Annotated in this window: 13 protein-coding genes; 10 read left to right on the top strand and 3 right to left on the bottom strand. The window is 64.5% G+C overall.

Features of this window, described 5'->3' with window-relative positions:
- The first annotated feature begins 91 nt into the window (after positions 1–91).
- Positions 92–970, top strand: coding sequence for an SDR family oxidoreductase (locus B5V03_RS25230; protein ID WP_129273085.1), 879 nt, complete (start codon positions 92–94; stop codon positions 968–970).
- Positions 971–1,003: 33 nt separating this feature from the next.
- Here the strand turns inward: B5V03_RS25230 and B5V03_RS25235 are convergent, their stop codons facing one another.
- The 3 genes from B5V03_RS25235 to B5V03_RS25245 form a co-directional block, all read right to left on the bottom strand.
- Positions 1,004–2,338, bottom strand: coding sequence for a dicarboxylate/amino acid:cation symporter (locus B5V03_RS25235; protein WP_129273086.1), 1,335 nt, complete (start codon positions 2,336–2,338; stop codon positions 1,004–1,006).
- 84 nt (positions 2,339–2,422) lie between these two features.
- Complete coding sequence (locus tag B5V03_RS25240) at positions 2,423–2,980, bottom strand: biotin transporter BioY (RefSeq protein WP_129273581.1); 558 nt, start codon at positions 2,978–2,980, stop codon at positions 2,423–2,425.
- 84 nt (positions 2,981–3,064) lie between these two features.
- On the bottom strand, positions 3,065–4,252 hold the full coding sequence (locus B5V03_RS25245) for a pyridoxal phosphate-dependent aminotransferase (protein ID WP_129273087.1): 1,188 nt from the start codon (positions 4,250–4,252) through the stop codon (positions 3,065–3,067).
- A 205-nt stretch (positions 4,253–4,457) separates the two neighbouring features.
- On the opposite strand from B5V03_RS25245, the gene B5V03_RS25250 reads away from it, so the two are divergent.
- The 9 genes from B5V03_RS25250 (at position 4,458) to B5V03_RS25290 (ending at position 13,624) form a co-directional block, all read left to right on the top strand.
- Entirely contained in the window at positions 4,458–5,858 is a 1,401-nt protein-coding gene (locus B5V03_RS25250) for a M48 family metalloprotease (RefSeq protein WP_129273088.1), read from the top strand.
- Between the two features lie 109 nt (positions 5,859–5,967).
- On the top strand, positions 5,968–6,735 hold the full coding sequence (locus tag B5V03_RS25255) for a DsbA family protein (protein WP_129273089.1): 768 nt from the start codon (positions 5,968–5,970) through the stop codon (positions 6,733–6,735).
- 224 nt (positions 6,736–6,959) lie between these two features.
- Positions 6,960–7,820 (top strand): DUF1236 domain-containing protein, encoded by an 861-nt coding sequence (locus B5V03_RS25260; RefSeq protein WP_129273090.1) that lies wholly within the window; start codon positions 6,960–6,962, stop codon positions 7,818–7,820.
- A gap of 228 nt (positions 7,821–8,048) precedes the next feature.
- Complete coding sequence (gene aroQ, locus B5V03_RS25265) at positions 8,049–8,516, top strand: type II 3-dehydroquinate dehydratase (RefSeq protein ID WP_129273091.1); 468 nt, start codon at positions 8,049–8,051, stop codon at positions 8,514–8,516.
- A gap of 37 nt (positions 8,517–8,553) precedes the next feature.
- On the top strand, positions 8,554–9,045 hold the full coding sequence (accB, locus tag B5V03_RS25270; RefSeq protein WP_129273092.1) for an acetyl-CoA carboxylase biotin carboxyl carrier protein: 492 nt from the start codon (positions 8,554–8,556) through the stop codon (positions 9,043–9,045).
- Between the two features lie 60 nt (positions 9,046–9,105).
- Complete coding sequence (gene accC, locus B5V03_RS25275) at positions 9,106–10,464, top strand: acetyl-CoA carboxylase biotin carboxylase subunit (protein ID WP_129273093.1); 1,359 nt, start codon at positions 9,106–9,108, stop codon at positions 10,462–10,464.
- Between the two features lie 105 nt (positions 10,465–10,569).
- A complete protein-coding gene (locus B5V03_RS25280) occupies positions 10,570–12,087 on the top strand; it encodes a sensor histidine kinase (RefSeq protein ID WP_129273094.1) in 1,518 nt (505 codons plus the stop codon).
- Positions 12,084–12,524: a response regulator gene (locus B5V03_RS25285; protein WP_129273095.1), complete on the top strand. Its 441-nt coding sequence runs from the start codon at positions 12,084–12,086 to the stop codon at positions 12,522–12,524. The genes B5V03_RS25280 and B5V03_RS25285 overlap by 4 nt, the downstream gene beginning before the upstream one ends.
- On the top strand, positions 12,521–13,624 hold the full coding sequence (locus B5V03_RS25290) for a sensor histidine kinase (RefSeq protein WP_129273096.1): 1,104 nt from the start codon (positions 12,521–12,523) through the stop codon (positions 13,622–13,624). The genes B5V03_RS25285 and B5V03_RS25290 overlap by 4 nt, the downstream gene beginning before the upstream one ends.
- Positions 13,625–13,663 lie beyond the last annotated feature (39 nt).

Raw genomic sequence — 13,663 nt, forward strand, 5'->3', positions numbered from 1 at the left:
CCTGTTAGCTATTATACCCTAATAACGTCACTACTTTACCCGGATAATCCTAGCGCAGAAGCTCGTCTCGACCAACCTCTGGAGATATCTCATGCGTGTTTTCGTCACCGGCGCCACCGGCTTCGTCGGCTCCGCCGTAGTGCGCGACCTGATCGCCGCCGGCCACCGTGTCACCGGTCTCGCCCGCTCCGACGCGGGTGCCACAACACTCATTGCGATGGGCGCCGAGGTCCATCGCGGCTCGCTGGAGGACCATGCGTCCTTGCGCAGCGGCGCCGCCGCCTCCGACGGCGTGCTGCATCTCGGCTTCAACCACGACTTCTCGAAATTCCTCGACAATTGCGAGCTCGACCGCCGCGCGATCCTCGCGCTCGGCGAGGAGCTAAAGGGCTCCGAGCGTCCGCTCATCGTCACGTCAGGCGTGGCACTGCTCGCGCCCGGACGTCTCGCGACCGAGGACGACGAGGCGGCGCAGCATTTCCCGCGCGTGTCGGAATCGGCCGCACTGTCGCTCGCCGGCGTCCGCGCCGCCGCCGTTCGGCTTCCGCCGTCCACGCACGGCGAAGGCGATCACGGCTTCGTTCCGATCCTGATCAATCTTGCGCGCGAGAAGGGCGTGGCGGCCTATATCGGTGATGGCATGAACCGCTGGCCGGCCACGCACCGTGTCGACGCTGCGCGCGTCTATCGTGTCGCTCTGGAGCAAGGCGCAACCATGAAGCACTATCACGCGATCGCCGAGGAAGGCGTGCCGTTCAAGGCAATCGCGGAGGTGATCGGCAAAAGTCTTGGCGTGCCCGTGGTCTCGAAATCCCCTGATGAAGCCGAAGCGCATTTCGGCTGGTTCGCGCGATTTGCGGACGTCGACGTCCCGACCTCGAGCGCGAAGACACGCGCCCTCCTCGGCTGGGAGCCGAAAGAAAAAGGGCTGATCGAGGATCTCGACCAGCCCTATTACTTCAAGACCTGACGGCGCACCGCGCCGCCATATGCAGTTCGCAGATCAGTCCGTCGTAACAGCCGTTTCCATGTCGGTCGGATCGATCTGCCGGCTGAGCCGCGCGTTGAGCTTGTCGCGATCGAGCTCGCCCTCCCACCAGGCGACGATGACGCAGGCGACGCCGTTGCCGCACAGATTGGTCAGCGCGCGGCACTCGCTCATGAACTTGTCGATGCCGAGCACGATTGCCATGCCCGGCACGAGGCGCGGGTCGACCACGGCCAGCGTCGCGGCCAGGGTGATGAAGCCCGCGCCGGTGATGCCGGAGGCGCCCTTCGAGGTCAGCATCGCCACCACGAGGATGGTGAGCTGCTGGCCGAAGGTGAGGTCGAAGCCCAGCGCCTGCGCGATGAACAAAGTCGCCAGCGTCATGTAGATGTTGGTGCCGTCGAGATTGAACGAATAGCCCGTGGGGACCACGAGGCCGACAACCGACTTGGAGCAGCCGAGACGTTCGAGCTTCTCCATCAGGGACGGCAGCGCGCTTTCCGACGACGAGGTGCCGAGCACGATCAGGAGCTCGTCCTTGATGTAGGCCAGGAAGCGGAAGATCGAGAAGCCCGCGACCCGCGCGATGATCCCGAGCACCACGAAGACAAACAGCGCAGCGGTCAGATAGAATGTCGCAATCAGCCCCATCAAATTGAGGATCGCGCCGGTACCAAATTTGCCGATGGTGAAAGCCATCGCGCCGAACGCGCCGATCGGCGCCGCACGCATCACGATGGAGATGACGCCGAACACCGCATGCGCGGCATCGTCGATGAAGGTGCGAATGGTGTGGCCGCGCTCGCCGAGCCCCATGATGGCGAAGCCGAACAGCACCGAGAACAGCAGCACCTGCAGAATCTCGCCCTGCGCGAAGGCGCCGACGACCGTGTCGGGAATGATGTGCAGGATGAAGTCGACCGACTTCTGGCCTTCGGCCTGCTTGGCATAATTCGCGACGGCCTGAGCGTTGGCGGCGGCGCTGCCGAAGCCCGCGCCGGGCTTGACGACATTGCCGACGATGAGCCCGATCACCAGCGCGAAGGTCGAGACGATCTCGAAATAGACCAGCGCCTTGACGCCGATGCGGCCGACCTTCTTGGCGTCCTGGATGTGGGCGATGCCGGAGACCACGGTGCAGAAGATGATCGGCGCGATCACCATCTTGATCAGCTTGATGAAGCCGTCGCCGAGCGCCTTGATCCAGTCGTTGGTGGCAACCGTCGGCCAGAGCCAGCCGACGATGGCGCCGAGCACGATCGCGATCAACACCTGAACGTAGAGAACTTTATACCACGGCTTTGCGGCGCTGGGTGCGACCGGCGCCCCCGCCATCGTTGTCGTCGTCATTGTTTCACTCCCCCTCAAACTCAGAGCCAGCCAAGATCAACTTGGCCGGCCCTGTCAATTGGAACTGCTCTTTTTTAGCGCGCTTTAACCGCGACGATTGATGATCCGGCGGGCCGCCGGCATCAACGTCGCGCCCAGCGCGTTCTTGACCAGAGATGCTGCAATGAACGGCGCAAGGCCGACCTGCCAGGCCTTGGCCATGCCAAGGCCGATGCCGAAGGCCAGCCAGCCGAATCCGGCGGCCAGAATGACGATGTGGCCAACCGCCATCGCCGCAAACAGCAGCACCACGCTGCGATCCCAGCCGCGTTCGGCGAGCCAGCCCGTGACGAAGGCAGCTAGTACGAAGCCGAACAGGTAGCCGGCAGTCGGGCCGACCAGCGGTGCAATTCCACCGACCGGACCGGCGAACACCGGCAGGCCCATCGCGCCCTCGGCGAGGTAGGCGATCATGGTTGCGCTGCCAAGGCGCCAGCCATAGGCGGCGCCGATCATCAGCACCACCAGCGTCTGCAACGTCATGGGCACGTAAGGCAGCGGCAGGTTCACCTTGGCCGACAGCGTCATAAGTGCGGTACCGAGCGCGATCAGCACGACGGCGCGCAGGGCGCCGACGCTTTCACCCGGCCGGGTCGGCCACATCAAAGCGGCGAGAGGAGAATGTGTGGCGGTCGAGACGGAACGGTCAGACAAGGGGCACTCCAGAATTCTGTCGAAAACTGGCGGCTATTTAAGCCAGTGAGCGATCCGGTCAACTGCCTCCCGCATCTCGTCAGGCGAGCGTGCATAGGACAACCGTATGAACGAGCGGCCATGGATGGGGTCGAAATCGAGGCCCGGCGTGACCGCAACGTGCGCCTGTTCCAGCATCTGCTTGGCGAACTCGAAACTGTCGGAGGTAAAATCCGAGACATCGGCATAGAGATAGAATGCGCCGTCAGCCGGCAGGAACTTGCTGAGGCCGGCTTTCGGCAATCCCTCGATCAGAATGCGCCGGTTTTCCTGATAGCCGTGCTTGATCTCCTCCATCTCGGCCGCGCCGTCGAAGGCGGCCTCTGCCGCGATCTGCGACAGCGACGGTACCGAGATCGAGAGGTTCTGCTGGAGCCGCTCGATCGGCCGCACCAGAACGTCAGGCACGACCATCCAGCCAACGCGCCAGCCCGTCATGCAAAAATACTTCGAGAACGAGTTGATCACGAGTGCGTGGTCGGAGAGCGAGGCCGCCGTCACCGCAGGAAATGCGTAGTCGAGCCCGTGATAGATCTCGTCGGAGATAAAGCGGATGCCGGCGTCTTCCGCAGCGATGATGAGACCGGCGAGCGCCTCGCGGGACATCATCGTCCCCGTCGGGTTGGCGGGACTGCCCACCAGCACGCCCTTCAGCGGTGCCTTGCGATGCGCCGCCAGCAGCGCCTCGCCGGTCAGGGCATGGCGCGTCTCGTTGGTGGTCTCGATCAGCACCGGCTCGCAGCCGAGCGCGGTGAGGATATGACGGTATGGCGGATAGCCCGGCACCGTCACGGCGACGCGATCCCCGGGCTCGAACATAGACAGGAAGGCCAGGATGAAGCCGCCGGATGAGCCCGTCGTCACCACGATCCTGTCAGGACTGACGTCGCAGCCGTAGGCGTCACGATAGTGGCGCGCGATGCGGGCGCGCAGGGAGGGAATGCCGAGCGCGGAGGTATAGTCGATCCGCCCCGCCTCGAGCGCCGCGTGGGCGGCCGCGATCGCGGTCTTCGGGGCGCCTGCCGCGGGCTGGCCGACCTCCATATGGATGACATGGCCGCCAGCCGCCTCGATTCGGGCCGCAGCGGCCATCACGTCCATCACCATGAACGGGGGAACGTCGCTGCGGCGGGAGGGCTCGAGCCACTGCCCCAACCGGTTCCTCAATGTCGCATCGTGCATCGATTTCTGCTATTTCGCTGGCGAACCGGGCCGTCCGGTCCGGAAAACAGGGCGCTTGCGCCCCAGACTGGCCGCATTGTACGGCTCATAAGGGGTACGGCTTATAAGGGCATATCGCGTATCCGGTCCGCCGCCAATCGCCAAAACCAATCACGAAACTGCTTCCAAGCCTGTCTAACCATGCCCGTTTGACCAAGACCGTTTGATGTTGCTCCAGATCGCATTGCGCAAGAAGGCCTCCGCCCTCACCGCCCTCGTCACGGCGGCGGCGATCGCGCTGTTGCCGTTGCCGGCCGTGCACGCCCAGGGCAAGGGACCGCCGGTCCTGCGTGACACCGAGACCGAGCAGCTGCTGCGCGAATATACCCGCCCGATCCTGCGCGCCGCCGGTCTGGAAAAGCAGAACATCCAGATGGTGATCGTCAACGAGGGCTCGTTCAACGCCTTCGTGGCGGACGGCCGCCGCATCTTCGTCAATTACGGCGCGATCCTCCAGTCGGAGACGCCGAACCAGATCATCGGCGTGCTTGCGCACGAGACCGGGCATCTGGCCGGCGGCCATCTGTCCAAGCTGCGCGAACAGCTCGCCAACGCCCAGACCCAGATGATCATCGCGATGCTGCTCGGCGCCGGCGCGATCGCCGTCGGCAGCACGCGCAACAGCAGCACCGGCAACAACGGGCTCGCCAATGCAGGAGCTGCCGCGATCGCCGGCCCGCAGGAGATGATCCGCCGGACGCTGTTGTCCTATCAGCGCCAGCAGGAGGAGAACGCCGACCGTGCCGGCGTGAAATTCCTGACAGCGACCCAGCAATCGCCCAAGGGCATGTACGAGACCTTCAAGCGCTTCACCAGCGAGAGCCTGTTTGCGGCCCGCGGCGCCGATCCCTATCTCCAGTCGCACCCGATGCCCGCCGAGCGCGTCGCCTCGCTGCAGGAGTTCGCCAGCGCCAGTCCCTATTGGGACAAGAAGGACGATCCGGCCCTCCAGCTCCGCCACGACATGGTGCGCGCCAAGATCTCGGCCTTCATGGAGCGGCCGGAGACGGTGTATCGCCGCTATCCCCAGACCAACGACAGCCTGCCGGCGCGTTATGCCCGCGCCATCAGCACCTATCTGCACGGCGATCTGCGCAGCGCGCTCGCCCAGATCGACACGCTGATTCAGGTCCAGCCGAACAACCCGTACTTCTACGAGGTGCGCGGCCAGGCGCTTCTGGAGGGCGGCAAGCCGGCCGAGGCCATCGCGCCCCTGCGCAAGGCTGTCGCGCTCTCCAACAACGCGCCCCTCATCGAGATGTTACTTGGGCAGGCTCTGGTTGGATCAGATAATAAGGCCTACACGGACGATGCCGTTCGGATTCTCCGGGCCGCGGTGGCACGGGAACCCGAGGCTGCCCTCGGCTACATGCAGCTCGCGATGGCCTATGGCCGGAAGGGCGACTATGCCGAGGCGGATCTGGCCTCGGCGCAGGCCGCTTATCTGCGCGGCGACAACAAGACCGCCCGCGAGCTTGCCACGCGCGCGAAAACCCGTTTCGCCGTCGGCACGCCCGGATGGGTCAAGGCCGACGACATCGTGGCGTCAAAAGCGCCGCGCGACTAACGCGACCAAGACGACGCCACTGAGACGCCTTGCACCACGACGTCACGACACCGGGCTTGAGTCCGCCGGGACGTTTTCCGAAACCTGCTTTGGATAAGAGGATTTGCCTATGCCTTCGCTGCGCCTGCTTGCTCCCGCGCTGTTCGCGCTCGCCATGTTCGGCGCAGCCGTGCCGGCGTCGGCCGACAGCTTCTCCGATGCCCAGCGCACCGACATCGAGGCGATCGTCAAGAACTACCTCATCAGCCATCCCGAGGTGCTCGAGGAGGCCATGGCCGAGCTCAGCAAGCGCCAGGCCGCGGCCGAAACGCAGAAGCACGAGGCCAGCATCGCGCAGAATTCCGACGCGATCTTCAACTCGCCGCGCCAGGTCGTGCTTGGCAACAAGGAAGGCGACGTCACCTTCGTCGAGTTCTTCGACTACAATTGCGGCTACTGCAAGCGCGCCATGGGCGACATGCTCGACCTCATGAAGGCCGATCCGAAGCTGAAGGTCGTGCTGAAGGAGTTTCCGGTGCTGAGCCAGGGCTCGGTGGAAGCAGCGCAGGTTGCGGTCGCCGTGCGCATGCAGGATCCCTCCGGCAAGAAGTATCTCGACTTCCACCAGAAGCTGCTCGGTGGCCGCGGCGCCGCCGACAAGGCGCGTGCGCTTCAGGCCGCCAAGGAAGCCGGCCTCGACACCGCCAAGATCGAGAAGGACATCGGCAGCCCCGAGGTGCGCGCCACCATCGAGGAGAACTTCAAGCTTGCCGAAGCCATGGGCATGAACGGCACGCCGAGCTACGTGATCGGCAAGCAGATCGTGATCGGCGCCGTCGGCCTCGAAGGCCTCAAGGAAAAGATCGGCGTCGCCCGCTGCGGCAAGGCGACTTGCTAAAAGAGGCGACTTGCTGATCGCTTCCAGATCTCACACGCATGCAACGAGGCCGGCTGAAAAGCCGGCCTTTTTCGTTGGCCGAATATTGGCGCGAATCCAGCGCGCGCGTTCATCCCGCATTTAAGAAACAAATACCCCGGAACCCCCAATGTTCCGGAACAACTCAAATCCCCTTTCGTTGTCGGCGCGGGCAATGACGCAAAGAAACACGTGAGGAGAATTCGATGTCTAACCGCTTTATGATCTCGGTTGCCGCTCTCGCGCTCGTCGCGGGCACCGGTCTGGCGAACGCACAAGACAAGGGCCGCGACGCTGGCGGCGCTGGCTCGCAGCAGCAGATGCAGCATTCACAGCCGTCCGGCGGCGCCGCCGAGCGCGGCTCGATGGGCAAGGAATCCGCGGCTCCTGAGAAGGGCACCGTCGGTCAGGCTGGCGGCGCCAGCACCAAGCCTGGAGCTGCCGCCGAGGACAAGTCTTCCGGCGCGATGAAGGACGAGCGGCCCTCGGGCGGCGCGATGCACAAGAACGCGGCTGAGGACAAGGCCGGCGCCGCCAAGGGCCAGCGCACCGATGAACGCGCGCAGGACAAGTCCCAGCAGGACAAGTCCAAGAGCATGAGCCAGGACACGACAAAGTCCGGCCAGAAGGACAAGGACATGAAGGCTGAGGGCAGCAAGAGCGGCACCTCGACCAACAACGCCGAGAATCGCCCGGGTACCGGCACGACCCCCAACCAGAATGCTCAGGGTCAGACCGGCACCAGCACCAACCAGAACGCACAGGGCCAGAGCTCGTCCTCGACCACCGTCGGTCAGGCCGGCGCGGGTGCGAAACTCTCGACGGAGCAGCGGACGCAGATCACGTCCGTCATCCGCGAACAGCGCGTGTCCCCCGTGACCAACGTGAACTTCGCAATCTCGGTCGGCACCCGCATTCCGCGCGAGGGCATCGAACTGCATGCCCTGCCGTCCCGCGTTGCGACGATCTATCCGGAATGGCGGAGCTATCGGTACGTGATGGTCCGCGAGCAGATCGTGATCATTGACCCGAACACCTACGAGATCGTTGCCGTTCTCGACGTGTAAGGCTCAAGGCCGTTAACCTCGGAGGGCGGGCAGCGATGCCCGCCCTCCTGCGTTGGGCCGACAGCCATGGTTCGGACTTGTTAACAAGCAATTTCCGTAGCTTCCGCACAGGTTTTTGCACCCTGGATGAGGTACCTGAAGGCCTCCGGGAGGCCCTTCAAGGCTTCCCCTAGGACGCTTTGTTACCTATAACCCCCGCCACGCCGAAGCACCTCTTCCGGGATTGGAATGGCTGAACCTGCAACCGACACGATCCTCGTCCTCAACGGGCCGAACCTCAACATGTTGGGGACGCGCGAGCCCGAGAAGTATGGTCACGCGACACTGGCCGACGTCGAGGCGCTGTGCCGGGAGACCGCAGCAGCGTTCGGCCTCAAGGCAGATTGCCGCCAGTCCAACCGCGAGGGCGAGCTGATCGACTTCATCCACGAGGCGCATGCGCGCAAGATGAAGGGCATCATCATCAATGCCGGCGGCTATTCGCACACCTCGATCGCGTTGCACGACGCGCTGCTCGCGGTGCAGATCCCGACGGTCGAAGTGCACGTGACCAACATTCACGCCCGCGAGAGTTTCCGCCACCACTCCTACACCGCGCGCGCGGCCTTCGCCTCGCTCTGCGGTTTCGGCATCGAGGGCTACCGCCTCGCCATCCAGGGCCTTGCCGCCAAGCTCGGCATCAAGCCCAAAGCCTGACGCTCCCTCCTCACACAGAACATTCGGATCAAACAACATGGCGCGCCAGCCAGACGACAAAGCAGCCGCAAAGTTTTCCAGCGAGGATTCCGCGCTCGTCCGCGAGCTCGCGCTTCTGCTCGACGAGACCAGCCTGACCGAGATCGAGATCGAGCGCGCCGGCCTGCGCCTGCGGGTTGCCCGCAACATCAGCGTCGCCGCAACCATGCCGGTGCCGATGGCGCATGCGGCCCACGCGCCGGTCGCCATTGCCGCCGCCGCACCAGCGGCCGCCGCTCCGGATCTGTCGAAGCATCCGGGCGCCGTGACCTCGCCGATGGTCGGCACCGCCTATTGGTCGCCGGAGCCCGGCGCCAAGCCATTCATCGAGGTCGGCAGCAAGGTCTCGGTCGGCCAGACGCTGCTGATCATCGAAGCCATGAAGACCATGAACCAGATCCCCTCGCCGCGCGCAGGCACGGTGACGCAGATCCTGGTCGAGGACGGCCAGCCGGTCGAGTTCGGCGAGCCGCTCGTCATCATTGAGTAACGGCTGAAGGCGGCCAACCCGCCCTCGCCGCTTTTCGCGCGCCAGTCCCCAAAGGACACCATGTTCGACAAGATCCTCATAGCCAATCGCGGCGAGATCGCCCTTCGCATCCTGCGCGCCTGCAAGGAGCTCGGGATCGCGACCGTCGCCGTGCACTCCACCGCCGATGCCGACGCCATGCATGTGCGCCTGTCGGACGAGAGCGTCTGCATCGGGCCGCCGCCGTCCAAGGACAGCTATCTCAACGTGCCCGCGCTGCTCGCGGCCTGCGAGATCACCGGTGCTGATGCCGTGCATCCCGGCTACGGCTTCCTGTCCGAGAACGCGCGCTTCGCGGAAATCCTCGGCGAGCACAATCTGCATTTCATCGGCCCCAAGGCCGAGCACATCCGCCTGATGGGCGACAAGATCGAGGCCAAGAAGACCGCCAAGCGGCTCGGCATCCCCGTGGTGCCCGGCTCCGACGGCGGGGTCGGCCCTGATGACGACGCGATGGCGATCGCGAAGAAGATCGGCTTCCCCGTGCTGGTGAAGGCCGCAGCCGGTGGTGGTGGCCGCGGCATGAAGGTCGCGCAGAGCGAGGCGGATCTTCAGATCGCGCTATCGACGGCCGCCAACGAAGCCAAATCCGCCTTCGGCGACGCCTCGGTCTACCTCGAAAAATACCTCCAGAAGCCGCGCCACATCGAGATCCAGATCCTCGGCGACGGCCGCGGCGGTGCGATCCATCTCGGCGAGCGCGACTGCTCGCTGCAGCGCCGTCACCAGAAGGTCTGGGAAGAAGGCCCCTCGCCCGTGCTGGAGGCAGCCGCGCGCGCAAAAATCGGCGAGACCTGTGCCAAGGCGATGCGCGAGATGAAATATCTCGGCGTTGGCACCATCGAATTCCTGTTCGAGGACGGCGAGTTCTACTTCATCGAGATGAACACCCGCATCCAGGTCGAGCATCCCGTCACCGAGAGCATCACCGACATCGACCTCGTGCTGGAGCAGATCCGCATCGCCGCCGGCGGCGAATTGCCGGCCAAGCAGAGCGAGATCCAGATCATCGGCCACGCCATCGAGTGCCGCATCAACGCCGAGAACCCGCAGACCTTCCGTCCCTCGCCCGGCCGCATCACGCAATACCACCCGCCCGGCGGTCTCGGCGTGCGCATCGATTCCGCAGTCTATCAGGGCTACACTATCCCGCCCTATTACGACTCGCTCGTCGGCAAGCTGATCGTCCACGGCAAGACCCGCAGCGAATGCCTGATGCGCTTGCGCCGCGCGCTGGACGAGATGGTGGTCGAGGGCATCGAGACGACGCTGCCGCTGTTCCGTGACCTCGTGCGCCAACCATCCATCATCGACGGCGACTATCACATCCACTGGCTGGAACAGTACCTCGCCGGTAAAACGGAACCGACCGCGAAATAACCGCCTCGCTGATGGAACCCTTTGACCCCAATCGCGTTTGCGACGGAGGGGACAAGTTCCAAGGGGCCGTTTTGAACTCCGTCGACGCAAGAAGGCCATACTGCCGTGACCGCTGAGGGACAACGGCGGCGCGCGTTTTGGCAGATCCTGCTGTTCTCGGCGGGGCTTTTGGTGTTGACCGTGATCAGTGCCGGCTCGGTCTATCTCGTCAACAAGGCGCGCGACGACAGCAAATGGGTGGTTCACACCATCGAGGTGGAGAACCAGCTCAACACCCTGCTGCTCGAAGTCCGGCGCGCCGAGAGCGGCGCCCGCGGCTTTCTGCTGACGCAGGGGCCCGACTTCCTGTCGGATCATGAGAAGGCCATCGCAGCGATCGTTCCGGCGCTCGACAAGCTCACGCGCCAGATCGGCGACAATCCGGCGCAACGCGACAGCATTGAGAAGTTGAGCGCAGCCATCGAGACCCGGCTCGATCAGTTTTCGCGCGAAATGAATTTCGTCAGGCAGGGTGAACCCGGCAATGCCGTGGCGCTCATCCGCGAGGCCGCTGCCGGCAACACCACAACCACGATCGGCAATCTGGCCAATGCGATGATCCGCGAGGAGGAACGGCTGTTCCGGCTCCGCTCGGCAAACGCGGACCGCAGCCAGACCCTCGCCGCATCGATGACCGGCATCGGCTCCGGCCTCGTCGTGCTGCTGGCCGGCATCTCGATCTGGCTGGTGCGTCGTTCCGCCCGGGCCCGCGACGAGGCCGAGACGCGGCTGCGCGACGCCAATCTCAACCTCGAGGCCACCGTCGAGGCGCGCACGGCCGACCTGCGCGAAGCCAACGACGAGATCCAGCGCTTTGCCTATATCGTCAGCCACGATCTGCGTTCGCCGCTGGTGAACATCATGGGCTTTACCAGCGAGCTGGAGGAGCTCGGCGGCGACATCTTCCGCCGTATCGGCGGCCTCACCCATGCCGCGACCGGCGGGCCGCCGCCGGCCGCCGGCGAGATTGCGCTCGAAGGTCCGGACCAGCAATTGTCGACGGATTTTGCCGAAGCGCTCGGCTTCATCAAGTCCTCGATCGCCAAGATGGACCGCCTGATCTCGGCGATCCTCAATCTCACCCGCGAGGGTCGGCGCGAGTTCCAGCCGGAGAGGATCGACACACGCGAGCTGATCGAGGCCATCGTGTCGACGCTTGCGCATCAGGCCGCCGAAGCGCAGGCCGAAATCCATATCGAACCGCTGCCGGATCTCGTCAGTGACCGCCTTGCGCTGGAGCAGATCTTCTCCAATCTGATCGACAACGGGATTAAATATTTGAAGAACGGTGTTCCCGGCGCGATCAGAATCCGCGGGCGCACCAAGCTCGGCTACGCTATCTTCGAGATCAGCGACAACGGCCGCGGCATCGACGCCAGGGATCATCAGCGGATCTTCGACTTGTTCCGCCGTGCGGGAACCCAGGACAAGCCCGGTCAGGGCATAGGTCTTGCGCATGTGCGTGCACTTGTGCGCCGCCTCGGCGGCACGATGTCGGTATCGTCGGAACTGAACACGGGCAGCACCTTCACGATCACGCTGCCCATCAATTGGAACGCCAGCAACCGGAACGCCGATAAATGACATTGCCCGTCAGCATCATCATGATCGAGGACGACGAGGGACACGCGCGGCTGATCGAGCGCAACATCCGCAGGTCCGGCGTCAACAACGAGATCATCTCCTTCAAGAACGGCACTGACGCGATGAAGCATCTGTTCGGCGCCGACGGAAGCGGCCTCGTGCAGAAGGGCAATGCGCTCCTGATCCTGCTCGATCTCAACCTGCCCGACATGACCGGGATCGACATCCTGAAGCAGATCAAGGAGAATAAATATCTGAAGGCCTCGCCCGTGGTGGTGCTGACCACCACCGACGATTCCCAGGAAATCAAGCGCTGCTACGAGCTCGGCTGCAACGTCTACATCACCAAGCCCGTCAATTACGAGAATTTCGCCAACGCCATCCGACAGCTCGGGCTGTTCTTCTCCGTCATCCAGGTCCCGCCAGCCGCCTCATGACCCAGCACACGCCAACACTGCTCTATATCGACGACGACTCAGCGCTCGCGCGCCTGGTCGATCGCGGCCTGACGCGGCGCGGCTACAAGGTCATCCATGCCGCAAGCGGCGAGGAAGGCCTGGAGCGGATTCGCCGCGCCGAGATGGAGGGCCGCATCGACGTGGTCGCGCTCGACCAGTACATGCCGGGCCTCGACGGGCTGGAGACGCTCGAGCAGATCATGGCGATCCCGGACGCGCCGCCCGTGGTGTTCGTGACGGCCTCGCAGGATTCCACCATCGCGGTCACTGCGCTGAAGGCAGGCGCAGCCGACTACCTCGTCAAGGACGTCAAGGGCGACTTCATCCCCCTGCTCCACGTCGCCGCCGACGGCGCGCTGCGCCAGGCCGAATTGCAGAAGGCGCGCGAGGAGGCCGAAGCCGAGATCCATGCTTCGCGCGACCGCTACGCGGCGCTTGCCGCCGAACGCGAGCTGCTGCTGCGCGAAGTCAATCACCGCGTAGGCAACTCGCTCCAGATCATCGCCTCGCTGCTGCATCTCCAGGCGAACTCCGCAGGGCAGGAAGAGGTCAAGGCCGCGCTGACCAATGCGATGGGCCGTGTCGCCGCGGTCGCGCAGGTGCACCGCCGCCTCTACACCTCGCAGGACCTGAAGAGCGTGGTGCTGAACCAATATCTGGACTCGCTGCTCGAGGATTTGCGCCGCTCGGCCGAAGGCAACCGGATGTCACGCCTGACGGTGAAGGCGGAAGCCATCGAGATCGATCCGGACCGCGCGGTCGCCGTCGGTATCATCGTCAACGAGCTGGTGATGAACGCGGTGAAATACGCCTATCCCGATGGCGCCGGCCCGATCCATGTCGAGCTGACCTCGCAGGGCGACGATCTGCTGCTGTCGATCGCCGACGACGGCGTCGGCGACAAGGTCAAGGCCGATCCGCGCTCCACCGGCATGGGCCAGCGCATCGTCGCGGCGATGGCCACCAAGCTGGATGCCACCGTCGAGCGCGATCCCGCCCATTCCGGAACGCGTATTCTGCTGAAGTTCCGCCGCGTGCCCGCAGCACCGGACCGGGCGAGCACCGCTGCGGCGAGCTGATCCGCGATTACACGGGGCTTTCGCCCCATCGCACGCGCA

The organism is Bradyrhizobium betae (assembly GCF_004123905.1).
Taxonomy (GTDB): Bacteria; Pseudomonadota; Alphaproteobacteria; order Rhizobiales; family Xanthobacteraceae; genus Bradyrhizobium; species Bradyrhizobium betae_A.